Here is a 25,805-nt window from a genome sequence, read left to right as displayed (position 1 = left end):
GGCGGCGCGGGTGACGGGAGAACCCCGGGGAGGAGCATGAAGAAGCGTCCGCAGCTGACAGGACGAGCGGCGATCCTGGCCGTCGTGGTCTGCGCCATCGCGATGAGCCTCGCCTACCCGATCCGCGAGTACGTCGCGCAGCGGCGCCAGATCGCGCAGCTCGAACGGCAGCAGGCACAGGCGCTCCAGGCCCTCGCGGACCTGGCCGAGCGCAGCAAGCAACTGGACGACCCGGCCTACATCCGGCAGCAGGCCCGGGTGCGGCTGCACTACTGCGGCACCGGCGAGAAGTGCTACGTCGTGCGCGACCCCGAGCGGCCGGCCGGCAGCCGGCCGAAGGCCGAGGGGACGCCGCGGGCCAAGGCGCCGTGGTACCAGACGCTGTGGGAGTCGATCGAGGCCGCCGACCGCGGCGACGGCCGGCGAGTGGAGGCGGGTCGCACACCCGCCCCGTGACGGGAGCGAGATGATGGATCCGGCCGACGCGGTCGCGGTGGAACGGCAGCTCGGCAGGCCGCCACGAGGGCTGCGCGCGGTGGCGCACCGCTGTCCGTGCGGACTGCCGGACGTGGTGGAGACCGCGCCGCGGCTGCCTGACGGCTCGCCGTTCCCCACGCTGTACTACCTGACGTGCCCCAAGGCCGCCTCGGCGATCGGCACCCTGGAGTCGACCGGCATGATGGCCGAGATGCGGGAACGCCTGGCCGCCGACCAGGCGCTCGCCGAGGCGTACGCCGCGGCGCACGACGACTACGTGGCGCGGCGCGACCACGCGGCGGAGGAGCTCGGCATCGAGCCGCTGCCGCGCGGCACGCAGAGCGCAGGCGGCATGCCGGACCGCGTGAAGTGCCTGCACGCGCTGGTGGGGCATGAGCTGGCCGCACCGGGGAGCAACCCCCTCGGCAGGCAGGCGTTGGACGCGCTCCCCGACTGGTGGAAGGACGGCCCCTGCGTGCCGCACGCCGCCGGCGGGGCCACGGAGGAGGACGCATGACGCGGGTGGCGGCGATCGACTGCGGGACCAACTCGGTGCGGCTGCTCATCGCCGATCTCGACGGGGGAGACCTGTCGGACGTCGAGCGGCGCATGGAGATCGTGCGCCTCGGCGCGGGGGTGGACCGCACGGGGAAACTGGCCCCGGAGGCGCTTGAGCGCACGTTCACCGCGATGCGCGGCTACGCCGAGCTGGTGCGCTCGCACGGCGCGACGAAGGTGCGTGTGGTCGCCACCAGCGCCACACGCGACGCGAGCAACCGTGACGAGTTCGCCGGCGGCGTCCACGAGATCTTCGGCGTACGGCCCGAGGTGGTCACCGGCGCCGAGGAGGCCCACCTGTCGTTCCTCGGCGCGACCGCCGGGGTCCACGGCGCGGAGCCGCCGGTGCTGGTGGTGGACATCGGCGGCGGGTCGACCGAGTTCGTGCTCGGCACCGCCGACGTGGACGCCGCTATCTCGGTGGACATCGGCTGCGTGCGCCTCACCGAGCGCCACTTCTCCGGCGGGGAGCCGCGGGTCGCGGCGGCGACCGCGGACATCGACGCGGCCCTCGACCAGGTGGCGGCCGAGGTGCCGGTGTCCCGTGCGCGCACCCTCGTCGGCCTCGCGGGTTCGGTCACCACGGTCGCGGGGATCGCGCTCGACCTGCCGGCGTACGACCCGGCCCGCATCCACGGCTCCCGCCTGCCGGCCGCCAAGGTCCACGAGGTGTCGCGCCGGCTGCTCGCCATGACCCACGACGAGCGCGCCGCGATCCCCGTCATGCATCCCGGCCGGGTCGACGTGATCGGCGCCGGCGCGCTGATCCTCGACCGTCTCGTCGAGCGGTTCGGTTTCGCGGACGTCCTGGTCAGCGAGCACGACATCCTGGACGGCATCGCGCGCGGCCTCGGTGAGGAGCCGCCGTCGTGACGTGCCGCGCGGTGGCCGCGTGAGCTTCGTCCCGCCGGGGAGCGGCTGGCCCGAGGACCCGGCCGCGCCGGACACCCCGGTGGCGCGGACCTCGGAGGAGGTGCGCGAGCTGGCCCGGTCCAGCGGCACGCTCGCGGAGCTGACGGCGCGGCAGTCGGTGTGCCGGGCCTGTCCGCGCCTGGTCGCGTGGCGTGAGGAGGTCGCGGACGTGCGGCGGCGCGCGTACCGCGACGAGATCTACTGGGGACGGCCCATCGCGGGCTGGGGTGACGACGAGCCCAAGGTGCTGCTGGTGGGCCTGGCCCCGGCGGCGCACGGCGGCAACCGCACCGGCAGGGTGTTCACCGGGGACCGCAGCGGCGACTGGCTGTTCGCGTCCCTGTACCGCACGGGTCTCGCGGCGCTGCCGACCAGCACGCACGCGGGGGACGGCCAGCGTCTCATCGGCGCGCGCGTGGTGGCCGCCGTCCGCTGCGCGCCACCGGCCAACAAGCCCACCCCGCAGGAGCGGGCCACCTGCTTCCCCTGGCTGGCCCGTGAGCTCGAGCTGGTGGCCCCGTCGCTGCGGGTGGTGGTCTGCCTCGGTGGCTACGCCTGGCAGGCCGTGTGGCCGGCGCTGGGGGCCGCGGGGTACGCCTTGCCGTCCCCTCGTCCGCCGTTCGGCCACGGCGCCGAGGTCGCGCTGAGCCGGGACGGCGCCGCCGTCCACCTGATCGGCTGCTACCACCCGAGCCAGCAGAACACCTTCACGGGCCGGGTCACCGAGCCCATGCTCGACGCGGTCTTCAGCCGTGCTACGGCTCTCGCCGGCTGATCTACCGCGTACGGAATATCCGATTGGCCCTGAGGCTTGTACGTGGCGTAGGCTTGTGAATGGTTTCACAAGCAACGATGCCAAAGGGGCACTGACGTGAACCATAAGGCCAAGCACATCCTCATCGTCGGCGGCGGGTACGTCGGGCTGTACACCGCACTCCGGTTGCAGCGCAAGCTGCGGCGCGAGCTGCGGACCGGACAGGTGCGGATCTCCATCGTCGACCCCCAGTCCTACATGACCTACCAGCCGTTCCTCCCGGAGGCCGCCGCGGGCAACCTGTCCCCGCGTCACGTCGTGACGCCGCTGCGGCGGGTGCTTCCCGGCGTGCGCCTGCTCAACGGCAAGGTCACCAAAGTGCACCACGGCAACAGGTCCGTCACCTTCCAGCCTCTCGTCGGTCCCGCCATGGACCTGGAGTACGACGTCATCGTGATGGCCGCGGGCTCCATCTCGCGCACGCTGCCGATCCCCGGCCTGGCCGACGCCGCCATCGGCTTCAAGTCGGTCGGCGAGGCCATCGCGCTGCGCAACCGGGTGCTCGGCATGCTCGACCGCGCCGACGCCACCGACGACGAGCGGGTACGCGGCCGCGCGCTCACCTTCGTCGTGGTCGGCGGCGGCTTCGCCGGTGTCGAGGCCCTGGCGGAGCTGGAGGACATGGCGAGGGACGCGGTCAAGTACTACGGCACCCTCAGCGAGAAGGACCTGCGGTGGGTCCTGGTCGAGGCCAGCGACCGCATCCTGCCGGAGGTCGGCCCGGAGATGGGCCTGTGGACGATCGAGGAACTGCGCGCACGCGGCATCGAGGTCAAGATGCGCACGCTTCTCGAATCCTGCGTCGGCGGCCACGTGAAGCTGTCGGACGGCGACGAGTTCGAGTCGGCCACCATCGTGTGGACGGCCGGCGTCAAGGCCAACCCGGTGGTGAACTCCGGTGACCTGCCGCTGGACGAGCGCGGCCGGGTGAAGACCACGCCTCAGCTCACCGTGGTCGGCGCCGACGGCGCGTTCGCCGCCGGCGACGTCGCCGGGGTGCCGGACGTGACCAACCCCGGCAAGTACTGCGCGCCGAACGCGCAGCACGCCGTGCGGCAGGCCAAGGTGCTGGCCGACAACATCGTGCGTCACCTGGCGGGCCGTCCGCTGCTGACGTACCGGCACAAGTACGCCGGCTCGGTGGCCGGTCTCGGCCTGCACAAGGGTGTGGCCAACGTCTACGGCGTCAAGCTGCACGGCCTGCCGGCGTGGTTCATGCACCGCACCTACCACCTGTCGCGGGTCCCCACCCTGAACCGCAAGGTGCGTGTGGTGGCCGACTGGACGCTCGCGTTGTTCTTCAAACGCGAGACCGTCTCGATGGGGGAGATCGAGTCCCCGCGTGAGGAGTTCCGCGCCGCGGCCGCCACAGGCTGAGGTCCGCGGGAGCGGATGGACGGGGTACGGCCCGCGCCGGATCGGTGCGGGCCGTACTGTTGCGTCGAAGGCCGTACAAGGGGAAGCGCGGGGGAACGGGAGGAGGGAGAAAATTGGGCTACTTGAGCGGTCTGTTGTTCATTGCCCGAGTCGAGGGGGCACGCGCCGTATATCGTTATCCAGCGGACTACAGACAGAAGTCGGTAGACGTGGGCTCTGACCCGTTACGCAAGTGTGGTCCGTTACGTATGATTACGGCGCCCCCGTAGCCCAATGGCAGAGGCAAACCCCTTAAAAGGGTTCCAGTGTGGGTTCGAGTCCCACCGGGGGCACCCTCCGCCGTCTGAACAAACGCCTCTGCCGCGCATGTCGCGCCGAGTTCCGATATCCTCGACGGTTCAGTACACCCCCGCCAGGCATTATCCGGGGGGTTCTCCGCTGGTCAAGCCCCCGGTTGCTCCCCACCCACGGTAAATCGTTATCATTCCGTGCCGCTCCGATGCACATCCGATCCGATGCACTCCGTCATCTTCGCCGCCGGTAAGCGAACCTCGCGCTAATACCTCGCGAGTAACTCGAAAAAGGGATTATCGCCGAACATCAGGAAATTTCCCTCACGAGAGGTGAATATCGGCTGTCTCTTCCACGCCTCCCTGGACGGCGCCGCCGGCCACCGCCGGAGGGTCCCCGGCGTCCTCCCACAGGGCCGGCCCGCCATGGCCGCCGCGGCGGGGAGCGGACGACGTGATCGAAACGCAATCCGGCGGCGCGGAACTCCCCGCCGAGCTCCTTCGTTGTACCGGTGCCGCCGGGCCGATCACACGTCACCCGGTGGCCTGTCGCGGCCGGGTCCTCCCGGCACCCGCGGCCGATGGAAGGCTTATGGCAACTGGCGCACTCCTGTGCGGCTCGACCGACTCGACCGAACAGGCTGATCGCAGGTCGCAGTGGAGGCAGTTAATGCAGAGCAGGAACCCGGTCCTCAGCCGGCTGGGACACAACAACCAGCAGCAGTACGGCGCGGGCCCGATGGCGAGCCCGCAGCACCTGCGGGACATGTACGACGCGCCGTCGTACGCCCCGCCGACCGCCGCACGGCCGATGACGATCGACGACGTCGTCGTGCGCAGCGCCATCACCCTCGGCACCCTGGTGCTGTCCGCGGCCCTCGCCTGGTACCTCGACCTCGGCATGGGAGCCGCGATCGCCGGCGTGATCGTCGGTCTGGTGCTCGGCCTGATCGTCTCGTTCCGGCAGAGCACCAACCCGGTGCTGATCCTCGGCTACTCCGTCGCGTACGGCGTGGCCATCGGTGTGATCAGCAATGTGTACAACTCGCTGTACGACGGCGTCGTCGTCGCGGCGGTCTTCGGCACGATGGTGGCGTTCGGCGGCATGCTGGCCGTCTACGCACTGAAGATCTTCCGGCCCACACCGAAGTTCACCAAGTTCGTCATCGCGGCGGCGTTCGCCGCGATCGGCCTGGTCGTCCTCAACTTGATCTTCGGGTTCTTCATCGAGGGTGGCCTCGGCCTGCGCTCCGACAGCCCGATCGGCTGGATCTTCAGCATCGGCATGATCCTGCTCGGCTGTTTCTTCCTGCTGCTGGACTTCGACGCGGTCGAGCAGGGCATCAGGGCCGGGGTGCCGGAGAAGTACTCCTGGCTGATGGCGTTCGGCCTCACGGTGAGCCTCGTCTGGCTCTACCTTGAGATCCTCCGCTTCGTCAGCTTCTTCTTCAACAACGATTAACGGCCGATTTCGGGCACTACCCGAGCAGGCAAAGCGTGTGCCCCGCCGGACCCCGGCGGGGCACACGCTTTGCCCGGCACCTGGTGAGCCTTTGATCATCGCACGCTCCGCCACCGACGATCTACGTTTTGTAAGAGAAGGCTGGCCATTTGGGGCTTGCCATCGGCGGCCGGGTGATGCAGTGTCGTCCCAAAGAGGCTTACTCATGGAGGTGCCCATGTCGTTGAACCACTCACCGGAGACGCAGAACAAGCTGATCGCCAGGGTTCCGGACATCACCGGACGCGCACTCCCCGAGTGGTTCCAAGCCATCGACAACGGCCCGGCTTTCCTACGGTGTGACGAGCGGGCCAACTGGCTCGCCGACGAGCACGGGCTCACCCACGGCTACGCCGCCGCGATCGTCATCGAGCACGAGCGGAACCGCCGTTCCCGCATGGGGTTCCTGTAGCCCCAGCCCCACCCCAGTGCGCCCACGCCGTCCCATGGCGTGGGCGCTGTCCTGCCCCCGGCGGGGTCATCATGGGGGCATGGATCTCGACAAGGCCCGTGATTACATCAGGAAAAATCATCGTGCGGTGATTCAGACCTGGCGCTCGGACGGTCACCCGCAGATGTCCCCCGTGCTCGTCGGCATCGACGCCGAGGGCCGCGCCATCGTCAGCACCCGTGAGAGCGCGGCCAAAGCCAAGCAGCTGCGCCGCAACCCCGACGTCTCCCTGTGTGTGATGGTCGACGAGTTCCTCGGGGAGTGGGTCCAGATCGAGGGGGTCGCCGAGGTGATCCCCATGCCGGAGGCCGAGGAAGGACTCATCGAGTACTTCCGCGTCGTCTCCGGCGAGCACCCCGACTGGGACGAGTTCCGCGAGGCGATGCGGACGCAGCGCAACGTGCTGGTCCGCATCGACATCAAGCGGGCCGGTCCCGACTACATGGGCTGAGCGGCTCGCCTCCTGCGCCGGAACCGAGCCGGCCGCGATCCCGCTCCGGCTCAGCTCAGGCGTTCGAGCAGCATGGCCATGCCCTGGCCGCCGCCGACGCACATCGTCTCCAGCCCGATGGTCTTGTCGTGGAAACGCAGGCCGTTGAGCAGGGTCGAGGTGATCCGGGCACCTGTCATGCCGAACGGGTGCCCGACGGCGATGGCGCCGCCGTTGACGTTCAGCCGGTCGAGGTCGATGCCGAGCTCGCGGTAGGACGGGATCACCTGCGCGGCGAACGCCTCGTTGATCTCGACCAGGTCGACGTCGTCGATGGACATGCCGGCACGGCTCAGCGCCTGGCGGGACGCCTCGACCGGGCCGAGCCCCATGATCTCCGGGGACAGGCCGCTGACGCCGGTGGACACGACGCGGGCCAGCGGCGTGATGCCGAGTTCGGCGGCCTTGACGTCGCTCATCACGATCACCGCGGCGGCGCCGTCGTTGAGCGGACAGCAGTTGCCGGCGTTGACCGTGCCGTCGGGCCGGAACGCCGGCTTGAGCTGTGACACGGCCTCGTAGGTGGTGCCGGGCCGCGGTCCGTCGTCCTTGCTCACGACCGAGCCGTCCGGCAGCGTCACCGGGGTGATGTCCTGCTCCCAGAAGCCGTTCGCGAGGGCCTTCTCCGCGAGGTTCTGCGACCGTACGCCGAACTCGTCCTGCTCGCGGCGGCCGACCCCCTTGATCTGCGCGACGTTCTCGGCGGTCTGGCCCATCGCGATGTAGACGTCCGGCAGTTCGCCGTCCTCACGCGGGTCGTGCCACGGCGGCGCGCCACCTGCGGCGCGCGCGTCGGTGCGCTCCTTGCCGCGCTCGAACAACGGGTTGGCGGTGTCCGGCAGCGAGTCGCTGCTGCCCTTGGCGAACCTGGAGACGGTCTCCACGCCGGCCGAGATGAACACGTCACCCTCACCGGCCCTGATGGCGTGGAAGGCCATGCGGGTGGTCTGGAGCGAGGACGAGCAGTAGCGGTTGACGGTGGTGCCGGGCACGTCGTCCAGGCCGAGCAGCACCGAGACCACCCTCGCCATGTTGAAGCCCTGCTCGCCGCCTGGCAGGCCGCAGCCCAGCATGAGGTCGTCGACGTCGTGCGGGTCGAGTTGCGGCACCTTGTCCAGCGCCGCCTTGATCATCTGGACGGTCAGGTCGTCGGGACGCATGTCCTTCAGCGACCCCTTGAAGGCTCGGCCGATCGGCGAACGTGCGGTCGCGACGATGACTGCCTCGGGCATCTGGCTCTCCTGGGTTCGTCGGCAGGGCTCCCTGTTGCGGAGATTACCGCGCCATCGTCCGGATTCCGCGGCCGGGGCCACCGCGAACAGAACTTTGTACTACCCGACCCGGCACGGCCTGGCGCGCACCGGCTGATCCGGTGCGGCCCGGCCGGGCCACGGGTCTCAGCCGTACATGCCAGGGGTCGTGCCGGTGGCGTCCCTGACGGCGTGCAGGCCGCCTTTCTCGTCGCGCCAGAGCCGCCAGCCGTCCTGGCTGCCGGTGAACCACTGCGGTGGCACGGCGCCGGTGGGGGCCCTGACGCCGGTCGCGAGGTCGAACTCGCACAGCGACGCGACGGGGAAGAAGCCCTGCGGCGTCCTGGTCAGGGCCAGCGGCTTGGGATCGGTGACGCAGAACGACCACCCGCGCTGTCCGGTGACCGGCACGGGACGGCCGGACGCCAGCTCGAAGGACGCACCGGCGTGGCTCGGCTTGAGGAACCCCAGCCGTGCCATGTCGCCGGGGAACGCCAGCCACCAGCCCGTGCCGGGGACCTGGTCGGCGGTGATCTGGCCGACCACCCGGCCCGAGCCCGGGTCCAGCCGCGCGAAGCCGCCGAACCGGCCCTTCTCGTCCACCGGACGCACCACAGGGGCGAAGCCGGGGCTGCCGCTCGGGTAGACGCGCACCACCGAGGGCCGCAGCCAGTTGACCTTGCCGTCGGCGAGCCGCACGGAGAACACCCCGAAGACGGACGCGCGGCCGGTGCGCGGGCTCGTGTACGGCGCGACGTACCCGATCAGGTCGCCGCCCGCCGAGCCGAACGACCACCCGCCTGACAGGTCCACGCCAGGAGCGAGCGCCTGCTCCACCGGCAGCTCCCAGACCGTCTTGCCGGTTCTGAGGTCGTGCGTGGACAGCGCCGGGTGCTTGGCGAGGCGCAGCACGACGACCTTGCCGGTGTCGGACCACTCGGCCTCGGCGATGCCGGGAAGCCGCCACAGCTCCGCGCCGGTGAGCGGGTCGAGCACGACCATGCGCGCAGTGGCGAGCGCGGTGTGCTCGGACACGCACAGGTAGGGTCCGCAGGCCTGCGGGCCGAACGTCGTGCGCACGGGACGGCTCCACAGCTCGTGTCCGGTGCGCGCGTCGGCGGCCACCAGCAGGGCTTCCTTGCCGCTCTTCCCGGACGGCGCGGCGGCGGCCACGACCCCCTTGCCGCCTGCGGCGGAGACGGCGGCGGGGGGTGGCACCCCCATGCCGGGGAGGCGGCCGGCGAGCGACGCGGGCCGCCGCCACAAGGCCCGGCCCGAGCTCAGGTCGAGAGCGGCGGTCTCCAGGGTGCCGTCCGGCTTCATCGAGGTCACCGCGGCGACTCCGGTGGCCACGGCGGCGCGGCTGACGGCGTTGACCTCGGTGGTGTGCCAGGCCGGCCGAGGCGCCTGCGCCGCCGCTCCGCCACCTGAGCCGCCTGAGCAGCCGGCGAGGACGAGGACGGCCGCGAGCGCGACGACCGGTGTCGCAAGAGGCCGGAACACGGACATTCCACTCCAATGCGGGGAGACGGTGACGACCCCGTCGCGGAGGGTGGCCGGATCTAGGCGCCGTGCGGCATCGGTCCCGGCCGTCGGCGAAGCAGCGTGGCCCATCTTCCGTAGGGGCCGGTCGCCCGGCCGGCGACACGGGCCGCGGTGACCTCGGTCCCGGGCTCCTCCGCGGCGATGGCCGCCGCGAGGTAAATCGGTTGCGATCCCTCGCCACGCTCGGGCCGGGGTTCCGCCCGCAGCCCGAGCGCGGCGCATACAGACGGTAGCACCGCGTGCGCGGCGCGTTCATAACCTCTGGCAGATGGGTGGAAACGATCCGGTCCGAACATTTCGCCGGGGTATGAGGCGAATTCCGGCCCGAGCAGGTCGGCGAACGCCACCGTCCGGCCGCCTGCCTCGACCACGGCGACGGTCTGCGCCGCCGCGAGCTGACGGCTCCACATGCGGGTCATCCACCGCAGCGGCTGGCCGATCGGCCGCACCGTGCCGAGATCGGGACAGGTGCCGACCACCACCTCGGCCCCGGCCTCCCTCAACCGGCGCACGGCGTCCCGCAGGTGCCGTACGGCATGCGCGGGCTTGGTCTTGGTGGTCACGTCGTTGGCGCCGATGAAGATCACCGCGATGTCCGGCTCGGTCCTCAGCGCGCGGTCCACCTGCCAGACGAGGTCGGCGGACACTGAGCCCGACCTGCCGTGCACCCCGAGCCGCACCGGCCGGCCCGCCACCTCGGCCAGGCCGCGCGCGATCACCACGCCAGGCGTGGTCGCCGGGTCCCGCATGCCGAGCCCGACGGCCGTGGAGTCCCCCAGCATGGCCAGGCGCAGGGGCCGGCTCGCCTCCGCGCCTGGGTCGGCCGGGTCGCGCGGGTCGTGCCACGCGCCGTAGAGGCCGTCGGCCCGCGGGCCGTTCATGCCGTACCTGCGGCCGATGGACCTGCGCGCGATCACCGCCTCCACCTGGACCAGCCCGTACACGGCCACACCCAGCGCGGTCGCCCCGCCGCCGCCGACGGCGGCCGCGGTCGCGATCCGGCGTGCCGCTCTCGCGATTCCCGGCGTCCACATCTCCTTCGTCAGCCCTCCCACAGTGACCAGTAGATCGTCCGTCCCGTCCCGCCCCGGCGGTTTCCGGGGTGACGGCGGACCGGCTCAGGGGGTCCCCGGCGGTCCGTCGGCCTCCGGCCGGACGGGGGCTTGCGGTACATGTCCGGTGCTGTCGTAGTCGTGACGGTACGGTGAGGAGTTGAACGGCCGGGGAACAGCCACCAAGCTCGGTCCGGCCGGTCAAGCTCGCAAAACTTGCAATTCAAGTGATCGAGGAGACATTCCCGGTGCGCGTACACAACTCGCTCATCGAGCTCATGGGCAACACCCCGCTCGTCAAGCTGCACAAGGTGACGGCGGGCCTGTCGGCCCAGGTCCTCGCCAAGGTGGAGTACTTCAACCCCGGCGGCTCCGTGAAGGACCGCATCGCGCTGCGCATGGTCGAGGCGGCCGAGCGGTCCGGCGCGCTGCGTCCCGGCGGCGTCATCGTGGAGCCCACCTCGGGGAACACCGGTGTGGGGCTCGCGATCGTGGCGCAGCACAAGGGCTACCGCTGCCTGTTCGTGGTGCCGGACAAGGTCGCCTCCGACAAGATCGCGGTGCTGCGCGCGTACGGGGCCGAAGTGGTGGTGTGTCCCACCGCCGTGTCCCCCGACCACCCCGACTCGTACTACTCGGTGTCCGACCGGCTGGCCCGCGAGGTGCCGAACGCCTGGAAGCCCGACCAGTACTCCAACGAGGAGAACCCGGCGAGTCACTACCACTCGACGGGCCCGGAGATCTGGGAGCAGACCGAGGGCAAGATCACCCACTTCGTGACCGGCATCGGCACCGGCGGCACCATCAGCGGCACCGGCCGTTACCTCAAGGAGGTGTCCGGCGGCCGGGTGCGGATCATCGGCGCCGACCCCGAGGGCTCGGTGTACTCCGGCGGCACCGGCCGGCCCTACCTGGTGGAGGGTGTCGGCGAGGACATCTGGCCCGCCACGTACGACACCACGGTGGCCGACCAGGTCATCGCGGTCTCCGACAAGGACTCCTTCGGCATGACCCGCCGCCTCGCGCGCGAGGAGGCCCTGCTGGTCGGCGGCTCCTGCGGCATGGCCGTCGTCGCGGCCCTGCGCGTCGCCGCGACGGCCGGGCCCGACGACGTGATCGTCGTCCTGCTTCCCGACGGCGGCCGGGGCTACCTGTCCAAGATCTTCAACGACGACTGGATGGCCGACTACGGCTTCCTGACCACCAGCAGCGACGAGGGCCTCGTCGGCGACGTTCTCGGCCGCAAGGGCCAGGGCCTGCCGGAGTTCGTGCACACCCATCCGCACGAGTCCGTCGGCACCGCCATCGCGATCATGCGGGAGTACGGCGTGTCCCAGCTCCCCGTCATGAAGGAAGAGCCTCCCGTGATGGCCGCCGAGGTCGTCGGCTCCATCGTGGAACGCGACCTGCTCGAGGCCCTGTACCACGGCCGCGTCAAGGCCGAGGACCCCCTCGCCGGCCACATGTCCGCTCCGCTCCCCAACATCGGCTCCGGCGAACCCATCTCCGTCGCCATCGAGGCCCTGGAGAAGGCCGACGCCGCCGTGGTCCTCGACGACGGCAAGCCCGTCGGCCTCGTCACCCGCCAGGACCTGCTCGCCTTCCTGGCCGGCAACAACGGCTGAGCCCGTCACCGGCGGCCTGCGACGCCGTCATGGGGCCGTTCCCGGTCCGCGTCCCCCGCCGTGGCATGGGTGACGCGGATCGTGGTCCCCGGCCGAGGCGATAGCGTTGGGGGATGATTGAAGGCTTCGAGACGTTGGCCATCCACGCAGGCCAGGCTCCTGATCCGCGCACCGGGGCCGTCGTGCCGCCGATCTACGCCGTGTCCACCTACAAGCAGGACGGCGTCGGCGGGCTGCGTGAGGGCTACGAATACAGCCGGTCGGCGAACCCCACGAGGACCGCGCTCGAAGAGTGTGTCGCGGCGCTCGAAGGCGGCACGCGGGGGCTGGCGTTCGCGTCGGGTCTCGCGGCCGAGGACGCCGTGCTGCGCGCGCTGTGCCGGCCGGGTGACCACGTCATCATCCCCGGCGACGCCTACGGCGGCACGTGGCGGTTGTTCGACAAGGTCTACGAGGGCTGGGGGCTCCACTACGACCCGGTGCCGCTCGGCGACCTGGACGCGGTGCGGGCCGCCGTGCGCCCCGACACCCGGATCATCTGGGTGGAGACCCCCACCAACCCGCTGCTCGGCATCGCCGACATCGAGGCGCTCGCCGCCATCGCGCACGCCGCAGGCGCGGTGCTCGTCGTGGACAACACCTTCGCCACGCCGTACCTCCAGCAGCCGCTGGCCCTCGGCGCCGACGTGGTCGTGCACAGCACCACCAAGTACGCGGGGGGTCACTCCGACGTCGTCGGCGGTGCGCTGGTGGCGCGCGACAAGGAGATCGGTGACCGGCTGGCGTACCACCAGAACGCCATGGGGGCGGTGGCCGGGCCGTTCGACGCCTGGCTGACCCTGCGCGGCCTGAAGACCCTCGCGGTGCGCATGGACCGCCACTGCGACAACGCCGAGCGGGTCGTCGACCTGCTGCTCTCGCATCCGCGTGTCACCGAGGTGTACTACCCGGGGCTCGCCGGCCACCCGGGCCACGAGGTGGCGGCCAAGCAGATGCGCCGCTTCGGCGGCATGGTGTCGTTCCGGGTCGCCGGCGGCGAGGAGGAGGCCGTGGCGATCTGCGACCGCACGAAGATCTTCATACTCGGCGAGTCGCTCGGCGGGGTGGAGTCGCTGATCGAGCACCCGGGCCGCATGACGCACGCCTCGGTCGCCGGGTCGGCCCTGGAGGTGCCCGGCGACCTGGTGCGCCTGTCGGTCGGCATCGAGTCGGTGAGCGACCTGCTCGCCGACCTCGGCCAGGCGCTCGGCGGCTGAGCGCACGGCCCGGCCGGCGGCCGGGCACACGGCTCAGCTGTTGGGGTTGAACCACACCATCAGCACCAGGATGATCAGCCACATGAGCGCCATGATGGAGGCCAGCATGGCGATGCGGCCGGTCTGCACCTGAGCGTCGTCCTCTTCGGACGCGCTGGACAGCACGCGGATGGCGGTGCGCTGGTCACGCTCGATCATGACCAGCAGCACCGCCCCCACGATGAACAGCGTCATCGACACCGAGAGGTACGGCTTGGCGAGCGCGGCACGGCCGAGCGCCAGACCGAAGAGGAAGACCGCGATGGTGAGCAGTCCGAATATCCGCGTGGTGCGGTTGAGGAACCGCAGCACGCCGACGTCCTTGGCGCGGATGTACCGCGGCGTGAAGTGAGCGGCCACTGTCGCCGGCCCGAGCGCGAAGATCGCGAAGCCGATGTGCAGCCAGAGCAGAAGGTAGTCGAGGAACGACATGCCGTCGAGGCTATCGCCTTGGTGATCAGCAAGGGAACGTCCCCCGGCCCCGGATGTGTGACGATGACCGGCGCGAACCCCTGCGAACGGGACGTCTCAACGGCTTCCGGCGGGCACCCGCCGCACGGCCGGCACGCGTCCGGCCGGCTCGTGTGGCGCTGCCGGACGGCGTGGCGTGCCGTCCGGCCGCACCGGGCCGGACGGCGGGTGGCGCCGTCGCGGCCTGTGGTGCACGGTGATCTCGTACAGCGGCACCGTGACGACCATGGTGATCAGGATGAACGCCGCCGCGAACATGACGTGCTCCCTTCGTGGGAGGAGGAAGCCGGCGGTTTCCTGAACGGACGTCCCCCGAGCGCCTCCTGTGAAAAGGGTGTGCCATCGGGAGGTGGAACGGCAACGAGTTAACGACCCGCGTACCGTTCCGACTCCTCCTTCCCATGCGTCTCATCCGGCTCGGAGTCGTGCGCCTCATCCGGCTCTCGCGAACCCTCCGGCCGCTCAGAGTCGCGGGGACGCTCGTCGTCCGGCCGCGACGAGGGAGGCTCTGTCCGGAACAGCCCCGCCATCAGCCGGATCCCGAGCACCCGCGCCAGCAGATGCGACCGTCCCGCTGACACCGGACCGAGCACGGCGAGCACGAGCACGTAGCCCGCGATGAACGGCGCGAGGCGGCGGTCGAGGTTCGCGCCTGCGGCCATGGCGCCGAGGATGAGCGCGAACTCACCCCGCGCGAGCAGCGTCGTGGCGATGTCCGCGGCGGGTCCCGGGCCGTAGCTGTGCAGGCGTGCGGCGAGCAGGCCCGCGGCGATGTTCATGACGATGGTCAGCGCGACGGCGCCGACCACCAGCCACGCGACGGACGTGACATCGCCTGGGTCGATCGACAGGCCGAAGCCGAAGAAGAAGATCGCGGCGAAGGCGTCCCGCAGCGGGTGGACGAGCTCGCGGATGCGCGGGCCCGACGAGGTGCCCGACAGGATCAGGCCGACCATGAAGGCGCCGATGGCGTCGGCGACGCCGAGCGACTCCGACACCCCGGCCACCAGGACGGCGAGGCCGAGGAAGCTCACCACGAGCAGTTCGTCGTCCTTGACCGCGATGAGGCGGCCGATCAGCCGGGTGCCGTACCGTGCGGCGATCGCCAGCAGCATCAGGAAGCCGAACGCCTTGGCCCCCTGGAGCAGGAACTCGGCGGTTCCCTGCGCGCCGCTGAGCACCGGCTGGAGCGCGGCGAGGTACAGCGCGAGGAAGATGTCCTCCACGACGGTGACGCCGAGGATGAGGCGCGTCTCCGGTCTGCCGATGCGTCCTGTGTCGATGAGGACTTTGGTGACGATCGCTGAGGACGAGATGCCGACCACCCCGGCCAGCACGACCGCCTCACGTGTGCCCCAGCCGAGCGCGAACCCGAAGCCGAGCCCGGCGCCGACGTTCAGCAGCAGATAACCGCCACCGGCGGCGAACAACTGTTTGCCGCCGCGCCGCAGGTCATCGAGGTGGAATTCAAGACCAAGGTAGAACAGCAGGAGCACGAGGCCGAGCGCGGTGAGCATCTCCAGCTCGTGCGGGTCCTCGACCAGGATGATGCCCGGTGTGTGCGGGCCGAGCAGGATGCCCGCGAGCATGAACAGCGGAATCGTCGGCAACCCGATGCGCCGGCCGAGCCGGGCGAGCAGGGCTGCTGCGAGGAAGGCGCCTCCCATGGCGAGCAAGGTGTCGGCATGTCCCACGGGTCACCACCTTCCGTGCGGGTCGGGACTGCGCCATGTGTGTACGCGGTGCTGGATGGGTCCTCCTCGGAGGGCAGGCGACCGGAATTTCCGGTTGAGCCGGTCGTATGTCGTTATAGGGGGATATGGGGTCTTTGTGGAGTTTTCAAACTGATCGTGGCCGGGAAGGCCGGGGCCGTACGGCCTCCCGCCCGTTACAGGAGTCCGTAACGGCCCCGGCCAGGTTCGTCGCCGCCGCGGCTCCGGTCAGGTGCCGCGGGGTACGGTTCCGGTCCGGTCAGGTGCCGTCGGGCCGGTCGCGGTCCGGTTCGGGAGTCGGCACGGCTCCGTAGGGTCACGTGCCGTCGGCACTGTCCCGCACCGGTTCAGGCGGTCGGTACGGTTCCGGTTCGGTCGCGTGCCGTCGGCACGGTCCGCACCGGTGCTGTACCGCCGGTCACGGAACCGGCCGGGTTCAGGACCGTCGCTGCGGCCCCGGCCCGGTGCCAGGGCTGTCGCCGCGGCCGGGACCGGCTCCGTTGCCGGTGGTACGGCCGGGGCCGCCACCGCGGCCGGTCCGCTCACGGGCCCACCGAGCGGCCCACTGAACGGCTCCGTCGCCGGTCAGGGAGCCAGGCGGGCTCCGGTGCCACTGATGTGGCTCCTGGTCGCGTGTGCGGTACCGGTTGACCACGACCTCGACGAGACCGGCCATGATGAGGCCGACGGCGATCAGCGCGCCGGTGCCGCGCAGCAGGCCCACGGTCAGGAGCGTGAGGCCCACGAGCAGGAACAACGACAGCCACGTACGTTGGCGCCTCCCCGGCGGGACCTGGACGGGTGGAGTGACGCTGTCCTGCGTCCGCGCCGCGAGACCGGAACGGGTGCGGTCGTCGGCGTGCGTCATGGCTCCCTCCCCCCGTAGGCTCGCCGCCGGTGAGGCCCTTCCAGGTTCTCCCGCGCACGGGGGTGCGCGCCATCCGTGCCACCCCCCATTTCGGCCGGTGGCCGACATGTAGACCGGTACCACTTATGGGTGCCGGCACCGATGGCGCGCGGCGGCGGGCATCGTCATAGTGGAGGGGAGAGGGGGACACGGGGTGTCGTTGTTCTGGCGGATCTTCCTGCTGAACGCCGTCGTGCTGGTTCTGGCCATGGTGATGCTGCTCGGGCCGGTCACGGTGTCCACCCCTGTGCTGCTCACCGAGGCGGCGATCCTCGTGGTGGGACTGGCCGCCATGCTGGTGGCCAACGCCGCGCTGCTGCGCGTCGGCCTCTCCCCGGTGCGGCGGCTGACCCGCGCCATGTCGACCACCGACCTGCTGCGGCCCGGACAGCGGCCGGTGCCGGACGGCCGCGGCGAGGTGGCCGAGCTGATCCGCACGTTCAACACGATGCTCGACCGGCTGGAGGCCGAACGGGCCGGCAGCGCCGCTCGCGCGCTGTCGGCGCAGGAGGCCGAGCGGCGGCGCATCGCGCAGGAACTGCACGACGAGGTGGGGCAGACCCTCACCGCCGTGCTGCTGGAGCTGAAGCGTGTCGCGGACCACGCGCCGCGGCCCGTACAGGAGGAGATCCGCCAGGTGCAGGAGACCACCCGCACCGGGCTCGACGAGATCCGCCGCATCGCGAGGCGCCTGCGGCCCGGCGTCCTCGAGGAACTCGGCCTGTCCAGCGCGCTCAAGGCGCTCGCCGGTGAGTTCTCCACCCCCGGCCTCGCCGTGCACCACCACCTCGAACCCGGCCTGCCGCCGCTCGACGAGGACACCGAACTCGTGCTGTACCGCGTGGCCCAGGAGGGCCTCACCAACACCGCGCGCCACGCGCACGCGAGACACGTCGACCTGACGCTGCGCCGCACGCCGGGTGGGGTCGAACTGCACGTGCGCGACGACGGCCGCGGGCCGGGGAACGCGCCGGAGGGGTCCGGCATCAGCGGCATGCGCGAACGGGCCCTGCTCATCGGCGCCGACCTCACCGTCGGGCCGTCCCCCGGCGGCGGCATGCAGGTCCGCCTGGCCGTCCCGGTCCCGAGAACCACCGAGGAGAGCCGATGAGCGTGCCGGACGGACCCGTCACCCGCATTCTGCTCGCCGACGACCACGCGCTGGTCCGGCGGGGTGTGCGGCTCATCCTGGACGGCGAGCCGGGGCTGACCGTCGTCGCGGAGGCCGGTGACGGCGCCGAGGCCGTGGCGCTGGCCCGCGAGCACCGGCCCGACCTCGCCATCCTGGACATCGCGATGCCGCGCATGACGGGGCTGCGCGCCGCGCGCGAGCTGTCGCGGCAGTGGCCGGACATGCGCATCCTCATCCTGACCATGTACGACAACGAGCAGTATTTCTTCGAGGCGCTGAAGTCCGGCGCCTCAGGGTACGTGCTGAAGTCGGTCGCCGACCGCGACCTCGTGGAGGCCTGCCACGCCGCGATGCGCGGCGAGCCCTTCCTGTACCCCGGCGCGGTCACCGCCTTGATCCGCGACTACCTCGACCGGGCCAGAGAAGGCGGCGCCGTGCCGCCGAGAGCGATCACCGAGCGCGAGGAGGAGATACTCAAGCTCGTCGCCGAGGGCCACACCTCGCAGGAGATCGCCGACATGCTCGTCATCAGCGCCAAGACCGTCGAACGGCACCGCGCCAACCTGCTGCAGAAACTCGGCATGAAGGACCGCCTGGAGCTGACCCGGTACGCCATACGGGTCGGCCTGATCGAGCCGTAGCCGGCGACGGACACGGCACGTGGGTCGCCGAGGCGGCCGGTCGCGCGGGAACGGCGGACACGCGGGAACGGCGGGCACGCGGGTCGCCGGTGACGTGCTCGCCGAGGCGGCCGCCGTCAGCGGGAGCGGCGGACCCGCAGGAAGTCGCTGACGACGTACTCGCCGAGGCGGTCGGCGCTCGGGGAGAAGACCCGGCCGCCGTTGCGGCGCGCGACCTCGTCCACGAAGTCCTTCAGCCGTTCGTCGGTGGCCAGCATGAACACGTTGAGCGTGGCCCGGCGCCTGGTCATCTTGTCCACCTCGGCGAGGGTCAGCTCCAGGGTCTCGCGCGACGGCGGCCACTCGAACCAGTACCTGCCGTTGCGCATGAGGTGGGCCGTCGGCTCGCCGTCGGTCACCACCAGCACGACCGGCTCGAAGTCGGGGTGGCGGTCCAGGTGGCGTCCGGCGATCAGCAGCGCGTGGTGCAGGTTGGTGCCCTGCACCATGTCCCACTCCAGCCCCGCGAGCTCCTCGGGTTGCAGCACTCTGGCGTAGTTGGAGAACCCGATGATCTGCACCGCGTCACCGGGGAACTTGGACGCCACCAGCGCCTGCAGAGCGAGCGCGGTCTGCTTGGCGGGGGCCCACGTGCCGCGCAGGGCCATCGAGTACGACAGGTCCACCAACAGGCACACCGCCGCGGCCGTGCGCCGCTCGGTCTCGGCCACCTCGAAGTCGTCGACCGACAACGCGACCCTCTGCCCCGCGCCGGCGCCGCGCCGCACGCCGTTCACCAGGGTGCGCACCACGTCGAGGGGCTGCTCGTCGCCGAACCGCCACGGCCGCGACGTGCCGGTGAGCTCCCCGGCGGCGCCGGCGTCCCGCTGGTCGTGGTCGCCGCGCCTGCCGCCGTCGAGGGAGTCGAACACGCGCCGCAACGCGGTCTCGCCGAGCCGTCGCACGGCCTTCGGGGTGAGTTCCAGCTTGCCGCGCTGGCGCCGCAGATAGCCCTGCTGCTCCAGCTCCTGCTCGATGCGCTTGAGCGCCGCCAGGTCGTCCACGGCCGACCGGCCGAGCGCGCGGCGGACCGCCGCCTCGTCCACGTCGTCGAGCCTGGCACCCGGGTAGTCCTGCCGCAGCGACTCCTCCAGCCGGCTCAGGTCGGCCAGCTCCTCCAGCGCGGTCACGGCGTCACCCATGCCGAGGGGCTGCTCGCCGTCCATGCGCTCCGAGCCGTCCCAGGGGAGGTCGGGACGCCGCGCGTACAGGGCCTGGCCGAGGCGGTCCATCTGCTCGCGCAGGCCGGCCTGCTCCATGGTCTGGTCGATCAGGGCCTGGAGTTCCTCACGCTGCTGCGGGGTCATCGAGGCCAGCATGCGCTGCGCGGCGGCGGCACGGCGGGCCAGGATGTCGACCAGCTCGTTGAGGTCGCGGGGACGCTCGGGGAAGAACTCCCCGTGCTTGTCCATGAACCGGTCGAAGTCCTCCTGGGTGTGCTCGCCGCGCGCGTCGCGGTCGAGCATGTCGTTCAGGTCGGACATCATCTGGCGTACCCGCTCCATGGCCTGCGGGTCGGGGTTGGTCAGCGCGTCGCGCATGCCGCGGAACCGGCTGTCGAGCACCTCGCGGCGCAGCAGGTCCCGCAGCTCCTCGAACGTCTGCCTGGCGGCGGCCGAGCGCCACTCGTACGAGCCGAGCTCCCGCACCGCGCTCGCGGTGTCGGACGGCACGGCGTCCAGCTCGGCCTCACGCAGGCGCGCGTCGTCGGAGGGGTCGGGGAACAGCTCGGCGCGCTCCTGGCCGATCGCCTTGTCCAGCAGCGCTCTGGCCCGGTCGAGCGTGCCGGACAGATCGCCGCGCTCACGCAGCTCGCGGCGGCGTTTGCGCACCTCGCGCAGCAGCTCGTCGAGCCCACGCCGGTCCGGCGCACCCGGCAGGCCACGCCTGAGCAGCTCACGCAGGGAGTCCTGCGGGGTGGAGCCCGACAGGATCGAGTCACCCATCTCGTCGAGCGCGGCCCGCACGTCGTACGGCGGTGCCAGGGGGTCGGGTCCGTCGTGATACTCGCCGTATCGGTAACCGCTCATCTCTTCGGAGCCTAACCGTCGTGTCCGATATGCCTGACCTAGGTCCGGTAGACGGCGCCTCCGTCCATCTCGTCCTTGGACAGGCGGCGCATGAGGTACAGGCCCTCCAGCGCGAACTCCAGCGCGGCGGCGGCGTGACCGGGGGACTCCTCACCCTCACCCATGCCGACCTGGGACATGATCTTGGACAGGCCGTTGACCGGCCCGATCTGCCGCAGCAGGTCGGTGGCCGTGGTCAGCTCGCCGGTCTCGATCTTCGCGCCTTCGGTGAACTTGTCGAGCAGCGCCGACAGGTCCATGCCGCCGAGCGTGCGGCGGAAGGTGTCGGCGACGGCGCGGCGCAGCAGGTGGGCCAGCACCTCGACCTCGCGGCCCTCCTCGCTCACCTCGAACTCGACCTTGCCGCGCAGTGTCGGCACGGCACCCGGCAGATCGGCAACTCGCGTGACGGGCCGTTCCTCGCCGGTGAGCGCGGCACGGCGCACGGCGGAGGCCGCGGCGGTCTCGGCGGCGGCGATGGCGAAACGGGCCGAGACGCCGGAGCGGGAGTCCACGGCTGTGGACTCGCGCACCAGGCGGGTGAAGCGCGCGATGACCTCGATCAGGTGGTCGGGCAGCTCGGCGCCGCCGGTGTCGGTCCCCTCGCCACCCCACAGGACCGAGGCCTCCTGGCGGATCAGCGCCAGCTCGCTCTCCAGGCTGAGCGGGTAGTGGGTGCGGATCTCGGCGCCGAAGCGGTCCTTCAGCGGCGTGATGATGCGGCCGCGGTTGGTGTAGTCCTCGGGGTTGGCGCTGGCGATCAGCAGGATGTCCAGCGGCAGGCGCAGGTTGTAGCCGCGCACCTGGATGTCGCGCTCCTCCAGCACGTTGAGCAGCGACACCTGGATGCGCTCGGCGAGGTCGGGAAGCTCGTTCACCGAGAAGACGCCGCGGTTGGTGCGGGGGACCAGGCCGTAGTGCACGGTCTCGGGGTCGCCGAGGGTGCGGCCCTCGGCGATCTTGATGGGGTCCACGTCACCGATCAGGTCGCCGACCGAGGTGTCGGGGGTGGCGAGCTTCTCGCCGTACCGGTCGTCGCGGTGCTTCCACGCCACAGGCAGGTCCGCGCCGGTCTCGGCGGCGAGACGCACGCAGCGCACGCATGTCGGCGCGTACGGGTGGTCGTTGATCTCGCAGCCCTCGACCACCGGGGTCCACTCGTCGAGAAGGCCCGTGATGGTGCGGATGAGGCGGGTCTTGCCCTGGCCTCGCTCACCCAGCAGCACGAGATCGTGTCCGGCCAGCAGCGCGCGCTCCAGATGCGGCAGCACCGTGTCGTCGAATCCCACGATGCCCGGGAATCTCGGCGTGCCTGCGCGTAGTCTGGCCAGCAGGTTCTCGCGGATCTCCGCCTTGACCGAACGGTAGGTGTGTCCGCTTTCGCGCAGCTCATGGAGAGTGCGCGCTTGCGGGGTTTCACTTCGCGGTGAGGGCGATTCATGCACGAAGACGAGACTACGTCTCCTGGGAAGCTTGTGGCGGCTTATACACATCTCGGAGCTTGACCATTGTGTGACGCTGCGGGGGCGTCGTTACTCCCGTAGTGGGGAGAATCCGGCCAAGAGGGGCAATGTATGACACACGATGACTCCCGTCATAAGAGGAGGCGAGGCGTGTGGCGGTCTTGACGAGCCGGTTCTCGGACGGTCTCGCCGTCGGGTCCGACCTGGTGGTGGCCGCCGAGACCGCCGTGCGCCAGGCGCTCGCCGGCCTGTCGGGACCACCCGACCTGCTGTGCTTCTTCATCTGCGGCGACGACCCCGACGACGTCACCCGCGCCGGGCTGCGGGCCATGCGCATGGCGCCGGGGGCCCAGGTGATCGGGTGCAGCGCCACCGGGGTCATCGGCGACGGCCAGGGGGTGGAGCTGACCCCCGCGGTCAGCGCCTGGGCCGCCAGCCTCGGCGGCGGACGCGCCACCGCGTTCGTGCTGGAGACGCTGCGCATGGAGGACCGTTTCGTCATCATCGGCCTGCCGGACCGCGGCCCCGACGACCAGGCGGCCATCCTGCTCGCCGACCCCTACACCTTCCCCACCGACGCGTTCGTGGAGCACTCCGCCGACGTGCTGGGGGACCTGCCGCTCGTCGGCGGCCTCGCCAACGGCATGAACGGCCAGGGCTCGGTGCGCCTGTTCGCCGACGGCGAGATGTACACCGAGGGCGCCATCGGCGTCATGCTCAGCGGCGCCGTCAACGTCGGCACCGTCGTCTCCCAGGGCTGCCGTCCCATCGGCCCCACCATGGTCGTCACCCGGTCGGAGGACAACCTGCTGCTGGAGCTGGCCGGCCAGCCCGCGCTCGCGCGGCTCGAGGACATCGTCAGCGACCTGGACGAGGAGGACCGCGAGCTGGTCGCGTCCGGGCTGCAGATCGGCGTCGCCATGGACGAGTACGCCGAGAGCCACGAGCGGGGAGACTTCCTCATCCGCGGCATCCTCGGCATCGACCCCGAGCGCGAGGCGGTCGCCGTCGGGGACGTCCTGGAGGTCGGCCAGAGCGTCCGCTTCCAGGTGCGGGACGCCGCCGCGGCCGACGAGGACCTGTACGAACTGCTCGACGCGCACGTGGAGCAGCGCGGCCGGGTGGACGGCGCGTTGCTCTTCTCCTGCAACGGCCGGGGCTCGGCGATGTTCGGCAGCTCCGACCACGACGCGCTCGCCGTCCAGGACACGGTCGGCCCCATCGGCATGGCCGGCTTCTTCGCCGCCGGCGAGGTGGGCCCGGTGGCCGGCCACAACCATGTCCACGGCTTCTCTGCCGCTTTGCTGGTCTTCGGCGCGTCCCCGCCGCCTTCGTCCACCACCAGGCCCCAGAAGACCATCCGCAGCACATGACCGCGGCCGATCCCCCCGCGAGCGCGGCCGGGTCCGTGCTGGCGATCGACATCGGCGGCACCAAGTTCGCCGCCGGCCTGGTGGACGTCTCCGGCCGGGTCCTCGCGGCCGAGCAGGTCGCCACGCCACCCGGCGCGAACGCCGGCACGCTGTGGAAGACCCTGCTGGCCCTCGTCGAACCCTTGGTGGCGAACGGCCCGGGGCTCGGGGTGGGGGTGGGCTGCGGCGGCCCGATGCGCTGGCCGGACGGCGTGGTGTCCCCGCTCAACATGCCGGGCTGGCGTGACTTCCCCCTGCGCGCCGCTCTGGAGGAACGGTTCCCAGGCGTCCCGGTCCGTGTGCACAACGACGCCATCTGCCTCGCCGTGGCGGAGCACTGGCGCGGCGCCGGCCAAGGCGTCGCCGACATGCTCGGCATGGTCGTCTCCACCGGCGTCGGCGGCGGCCTCATCCTCGGCGACCGCCTGATCTCCGGCCCCACCGGCAACGCCGGCCACATCGGCCACGTCGTCGTCGACCCCGCCGGCCCCGAGTGCGGCTGCGGCGGCCACGGCTGCCTGGAAGCCGTCAGCCGGGGCCCCGCACTCGCCGCCTGGGCCATCCGGCAGGGCTGGATCCCCGGCGCCGCCACGAGCGGCCGTCCGGAGGCGAGCCGACTCCATCCGGTCGACGCGCGCGAGTCCCTGCCTCCTGCGCCGAGCGACCCCTCTCACGAAGCCGGTGACGCCGGCTACGAAGAAGCAGGCACGGCCACCGCTCGCCGATTGGCCGCGGACGCCGCCGCCGGTGACGAGATCGCGCTGCGTGCCATGACCCGGGCCGGTCGTGCGCTCGGCACGGCGATCGCCTCCACCACCCACCTGTGCGACCTCGACCTCGTGACCATCGGCGGCGGCCTGTCCCAGGCCGGTCCCCTGCTGTTCACCCCGCTGGAAGAGGCCCTCCGCGCACACGCGCGCATGCCGTTCTCCCGCCGCCTCCGCGTCGTCCCCGCCTCGCTCGGCCGGCGCGCCGGTCTCATCGGCGCCGCCGCGCTGGTCCTGGCCCCCGGCCCCTACTGGACGGCACCCTGACGACGTGCGGCGACGCGGGTGGGGGAGTGAGCGGGTGATCGGGCCGGCAGTGGGAGACTGCCGACATGGGGCGTGCAGAGGTCGGTTATGACGATGTCGTGGCCGCGCGGGAGTTGCTGGCGGATGTCGCGGCGCGGACGCCGGTCCTGCACTCGCGGGTGCTGTCGGAGATCGTCGGCGGGCCGGTCCACCTGAAGCTCGAGAACGTCCAGCGCGGCGGGTCGTTCAAGGTCCGCGGCGCCTACGTGCGCATCGCGCGCCTGACCGACGCCGAACGCGCGCGTGGCGTGATCGCGGCCAGCGCGGGGAACCACGCGCAGGGGGTGGCGCTGGCGTCGGGACTGCTCGGGTGCAAGGCGACGGTCTTCATGCCGTACGGCGCGCCGCTGCCGAAGGTCGAGGCGACCCGCGCGTACGGGGCCGAGGTGGTGTTCGCGGGGACGACGGTGGACGAGGCCCTGGCCGCGGCGCGGGAACACGCGGAGCTCACCGGTGGCGTGTTCATCCACCCCTTCGACCACAGGGACGTCGTCGCCGGTCAGGGCACCGTGGGGCTGGAGATCGTCGAGCAGGTGCCGGACGTCGCCACCATCGCGGTCGCCGTCGGTGGCGGGGGCCTCGCCGCCGGGGTGGCGCTGGCGGTGAAGTCGATGCGGCCCGGCGTGCGGGTCGTCGGCGTGCAGGCCGACCGGGCCGCGTCCTACCCCGCGTCGCTCGCGGCGGGCCACCCGGTGCCGGTCGAGCCGCAGTCCACGATCGCCGACGGCATCGCCGTCGGCCGGCCGGGTGACATCACGTTCGAGATGATCCACTACCTGGTGGACAGCGTCGTGACCGTCACCGAGGAGACGCTGTCCCGCGCGCTGCTGCTGTGCCTGGAGCGGGCCAAGCAGGTCGTCGAGCCCGCCGGTGTGGCCGGTGTCGCCGGCCTGCTGGACCAGCCGCACGCGTTCGAGCCGCCGGTGGTCGCGGTGCTGTCCGGCGGCAACATCGACCCGCTGCTGCTGTCCAAGGTCCTGCGGCACGGCCTGTCCGCGGCCGGCCGGTACCTCGCCTTCCGCATCCGCCTCCCCGACCGGCCCGGTGCGCTCGCCGAGCTGCTCGGCCGGGTCGCGGGGCTCGGCGCCAACGTCATCGACGTCGTCCACGAACGCATGGCGCCGCGGCTCCAGATCGACGAGGCCGAGGTCCTCATGCACCTGGAGACCCGCGGCCCGCTCCACTGCGACGAGGTGCTCGCGGGCCTGCGCCGCTACGGCTACAAGCTGTCGTTCGGCTGACCGGGGAG

The 25,805-nt window shown here is 71.5% G+C and carries 24 protein-coding genes and 1 tRNA gene; 16 read left to right on the top strand and 9 right to left on the bottom strand.

Annotated features, from left to right (window positions below):
• Positions 1-36 precede the first annotated feature (36 nt).
• The 9 genes from BJ992_RS28900 (at position 37) to BJ992_RS28860 (ending at position 6,831) form a co-directional block, all read left to right on the top strand.
• Entirely contained in the window at positions 37-456 is a 420-nt protein-coding gene (locus BJ992_RS28900; RefSeq protein ID WP_184986353.1) for an FtsB family cell division protein, read from the top strand.
• A gap of 10 nt (positions 457-466) precedes the next feature.
• Positions 467-994, top strand: a complete 528-nt coding sequence (locus BJ992_RS28895) for a DUF501 domain-containing protein (protein ID WP_184986351.1) — start codon at positions 467-469, stop codon at positions 992-994.
• Complete coding sequence (locus BJ992_RS28890) at positions 991-1,908, top strand: Ppx/GppA phosphatase family protein (RefSeq protein WP_184986349.1); 918 nt, start codon at positions 991-993, stop codon at positions 1,906-1,908. Before BJ992_RS28895 ends, BJ992_RS28890 begins: the two co-directional genes overlap by 4 nt.
• 19 nt (positions 1,909-1,927) lie before the next feature.
• Entirely contained in the window at positions 1,928-2,722 is a 795-nt protein-coding gene (locus BJ992_RS28885; protein ID WP_184986347.1) for a uracil-DNA glycosylase family protein, read from the top strand.
• A gap of 96 nt (positions 2,723-2,818) precedes the next feature.
• Entirely contained in the window at positions 2,819-4,138 is a 1,320-nt protein-coding gene (locus tag BJ992_RS28880) for an FAD-dependent oxidoreductase (RefSeq protein ID WP_184986345.1), read from the top strand.
• A gap of 259 nt (positions 4,139-4,397) precedes the next feature.
• Positions 4,398-4,470, top strand: a tRNA-Leu gene (locus tag BJ992_RS28875).
• Between the two features lie 628 nt (positions 4,471-5,098).
• Positions 5,099-5,890, top strand: a complete 792-nt coding sequence (locus BJ992_RS28870; RefSeq protein ID WP_184986343.1) for a Bax inhibitor-1/YccA family protein — start codon at positions 5,099-5,101, stop codon at positions 5,888-5,890.
• Positions 5,891-6,107: 217 nt separating this feature from the next.
• The gene (locus tag BJ992_RS28865; RefSeq protein WP_184986341.1) at positions 6,108-6,341 is read left to right on the top strand and encodes a DUF4287 domain-containing protein; all 234 of its coding nucleotides are present in this window, start codon (positions 6,108-6,110) and stop codon (positions 6,339-6,341) included.
• A gap of 34 nt (positions 6,342-6,375) precedes the next feature.
• Positions 6,376-6,831 carry a PPOX class F420-dependent oxidoreductase gene (locus tag BJ992_RS28860; protein ID WP_343072914.1) on the top strand — a complete coding sequence of 152 codons (456 nt, stop codon included), beginning with the start codon at positions 6,376-6,378 and terminating at the stop codon, positions 6,829-6,831.
• Between the two features lie 50 nt (positions 6,832-6,881).
• On the opposite strand, the gene BJ992_RS28855 is transcribed toward BJ992_RS28860, so the two are convergent.
• The 3 genes from BJ992_RS28855 to BJ992_RS28845 form a co-directional block, all read right to left on the bottom strand.
• Positions 6,882-8,102 carry an acetyl-CoA C-acetyltransferase gene (locus tag BJ992_RS28855; protein WP_184986337.1) on the bottom strand — a complete coding sequence of 407 codons (1,221 nt, stop codon included), beginning with the start codon at positions 8,100-8,102 and terminating at the stop codon, positions 6,882-6,884.
• A 165-nt stretch (positions 8,103-8,267) separates the two neighbouring features.
• Positions 8,268-9,629, bottom strand: a complete 1,362-nt coding sequence (locus BJ992_RS28850; protein WP_184986335.1) for an outer membrane protein assembly factor BamB family protein — start codon at positions 9,627-9,629, stop codon at positions 8,268-8,270.
• Between the two features lie 53 nt (positions 9,630-9,682).
• Entirely contained in the window at positions 9,683-10,720 is a 1,038-nt protein-coding gene (locus tag BJ992_RS28845) for an SGNH/GDSL hydrolase family protein (protein WP_343072913.1), read from the bottom strand.
• A gap of 245 nt (positions 10,721-10,965) precedes the next feature.
• Between BJ992_RS28845 and BJ992_RS28840 the strand changes: the two genes are divergently transcribed.
• Together BJ992_RS28840 and BJ992_RS28835 are read left to right on the top strand one after the other, a co-directional pair.
• On the top strand, positions 10,966-12,342 hold the full coding sequence (locus tag BJ992_RS28840; protein WP_184986333.1) for a cystathionine beta-synthase: 1,377 nt from the start codon (positions 10,966-10,968) through the stop codon (positions 12,340-12,342).
• A gap of 113 nt (positions 12,343-12,455) precedes the next feature.
• Complete coding sequence (locus tag BJ992_RS28835; RefSeq protein ID WP_184986331.1) at positions 12,456-13,598, top strand: cystathionine gamma-synthase; 1,143 nt, start codon at positions 12,456-12,458, stop codon at positions 13,596-13,598.
• A gap of 33 nt (positions 13,599-13,631) precedes the next feature.
• Here the strand turns inward: BJ992_RS28835 and BJ992_RS28830 are convergent, their stop codons facing one another.
• The 4 genes from BJ992_RS28830 to BJ992_RS28815 form a co-directional block, all read right to left on the bottom strand.
• Positions 13,632-14,069, bottom strand: a complete 438-nt coding sequence (locus BJ992_RS28830; RefSeq protein WP_184986329.1) for a hypothetical protein — start codon at positions 14,067-14,069, stop codon at positions 13,632-13,634.
• A gap of 96 nt (positions 14,070-14,165) precedes the next feature.
• Complete coding sequence (locus BJ992_RS28825; RefSeq protein ID WP_184986327.1) at positions 14,166-14,366, bottom strand: hypothetical protein; 201 nt, start codon at positions 14,364-14,366, stop codon at positions 14,166-14,168.
• Between the two features lie 107 nt (positions 14,367-14,473).
• Positions 14,474-15,802: a cation:proton antiporter domain-containing protein gene (locus tag BJ992_RS28820; RefSeq protein ID WP_184986325.1), complete on the bottom strand. Its 1,329-nt coding sequence runs from the start codon at positions 15,800-15,802 to the stop codon at positions 14,474-14,476.
• Between the two features lie 454 nt (positions 15,803-16,256).
• A complete protein-coding gene (locus tag BJ992_RS28815; protein WP_184986323.1) occupies positions 16,257-16,688 on the bottom strand; it encodes a hypothetical protein in 432 nt (143 codons plus the stop codon).
• A 193-nt stretch (positions 16,689-16,881) separates the two neighbouring features.
• Between BJ992_RS28815 and BJ992_RS28810 the strand changes: the two genes are divergently transcribed.
• Both BJ992_RS28810 and BJ992_RS28805 read left to right on the top strand, forming a co-directional pair.
• Positions 16,882-17,838 (top strand): histidine kinase, encoded by a 957-nt coding sequence (locus BJ992_RS28810; protein ID WP_184986321.1) that lies wholly within the window; start codon positions 16,882-16,884, stop codon positions 17,836-17,838.
• Complete coding sequence (locus BJ992_RS28805; RefSeq protein ID WP_184986319.1) at positions 17,835-18,500, top strand: response regulator; 666 nt, start codon at positions 17,835-17,837, stop codon at positions 18,498-18,500. The genes BJ992_RS28810 and BJ992_RS28805 overlap by 4 nt, the downstream gene beginning before the upstream one ends.
• Positions 18,501-18,616: 116 nt before the next feature.
• Here BJ992_RS28805 and BJ992_RS28800 read toward each other — a convergent pair whose 3' ends face one another.
• Both BJ992_RS28800 and BJ992_RS28795 read right to left on the bottom strand, forming a co-directional pair.
• On the bottom strand, positions 18,617-20,569 hold the full coding sequence (locus BJ992_RS28800) for a vWA domain-containing protein (protein ID WP_184989493.1): 1,953 nt from the start codon (positions 20,567-20,569) through the stop codon (positions 18,617-18,619).
• A gap of 38 nt (positions 20,570-20,607) precedes the next feature.
• Positions 20,608-22,053, bottom strand: a complete 1,446-nt coding sequence (locus tag BJ992_RS28795; protein WP_343072912.1) for a sigma 54-interacting transcriptional regulator — start codon at positions 22,051-22,053, stop codon at positions 20,608-20,610.
• 170 nt (positions 22,054-22,223) lie between these two features.
• Between BJ992_RS28795 and BJ992_RS28790 the strand changes: the two genes are divergently transcribed.
• The 3 genes from BJ992_RS28790 (at position 22,224) to ilvA (ending at position 25,797) form a co-directional block, all read left to right on the top strand.
• Complete coding sequence (locus BJ992_RS28790; RefSeq protein ID WP_343072911.1) at positions 22,224-23,444, top strand: FIST signal transduction protein; 1,221 nt, start codon at positions 22,224-22,226, stop codon at positions 23,442-23,444.
• Positions 23,441-24,517: an ROK family protein gene (locus tag BJ992_RS28785; RefSeq protein ID WP_184986315.1), complete on the top strand. Its 1,077-nt coding sequence runs from the start codon at positions 23,441-23,443 to the stop codon at positions 24,515-24,517. Before BJ992_RS28790 ends, BJ992_RS28785 begins: the two co-directional genes overlap by 4 nt.
• Positions 24,518-24,582: 65 nt before the next feature.
• The gene (gene ilvA, locus BJ992_RS28780; RefSeq protein WP_184986313.1) at positions 24,583-25,797 is read left to right on the top strand and encodes a threonine ammonia-lyase; all 1,215 of its coding nucleotides are present in this window, start codon (positions 24,583-24,585) and stop codon (positions 25,795-25,797) included.
• Positions 25,798-25,805: the final 8 nt, after the last annotated feature.

The organism is Sphaerisporangium rubeum, from assembly GCF_014207705.1.
In the GTDB taxonomy this organism is placed as follows: domain Bacteria; phylum Actinomycetota; class Actinomycetes; order Streptosporangiales; family Streptosporangiaceae; genus Sphaerisporangium; species Sphaerisporangium rubeum.
This window is presented reverse-complemented; position numbering and strand designations above follow the sequence as displayed.